The 836-nt window shown below is 81.1% G+C and carries 1 pseudogene; it reads left to right on the top strand.

The window, feature by feature from the left end:
• Positions 1 to 836, top strand: a pseudogene (locus tag ACI79C_RS25240) (hypothetical protein); the annotation flags it as partial.

The raw sequence follows: 836 nt of genomic DNA, 5'->3' as shown, positions 1-836 counted from the left end.
TGCTGCCCCGCGCCGCGGAGCTGTCCATCCGCCGGCTCGAGGCGGTCGTGGCCGCGGAGCTGGCCGCCCGCGACGCCGCCGCGGCCGAGTCCCGCCGCGCCGACGCCGCCCGCGGCGCCAACGTCGGGGTGCGCCCGGTCGGTGATGGGATCTCGGAGCTGGTGGCCACCATGCCGCACGAGCTGGCCGCCGCCTGCCGGCAGACCCTCGACGGGCTGGCCCGGGCCGCGGCCAGGGCCGGGGACGAGCGGCCGCTGGGCGTGCTGCGGGTCGGCGCGCTGGCCGATCTGGTGCTGCGGCCCTGGGATGCCCAGCGGGAGCCGGTGGCCGCGCACCTGACCATCACCGCCCCGCTGGACGCGCTCACCCCGCAGCGGTTCCCGGCCGCGGGCGCCCCCGCAGCGGTTCCCGGCCGCGGGTGCGCCGGGGGCGGTGCCCGCGCCGGGGCGGTGCCCGCGCCGGTCGGGGAGGTGGACGGGCAGCCGATCACCGCCGCGCACCTGCGCGAGCCGCTGATCCAGCTCGACGCGGTCTGCCCCGGCGGGCTGCAGGCCCCGGCCGGAGGCATCCTCACCCTGGCCCTCACCGACCCCGGCGGCGCGCTGCGGGCCACCACCACCGGCCAGGCCGACCAGGTCCTGCGCCGCGGCTGCCCGCGGCATCCCGGCGATCCCGGCTGCGGGTGCGCGGTGCTCGACCGCCCTCCGGCCACCGGCGCCTATCGGCCCACCGCCGCCCAGCGGCTGTGGGTGAGCACCCGCGACCGCACCTGCGCCCATCCCGGCTGCGCCCATCGGGCCGGCTGGGCCGAGCTGGACCACCTGCTCCGGCACGCC

Source organism: Geodermatophilus sp. SYSU D00697 (assembly GCF_054050175.1).
The sequence above is the reverse complement of the archived record's forward strand: the minus strand, read 5'-3'. Positions and strand labels throughout refer to the sequence as shown.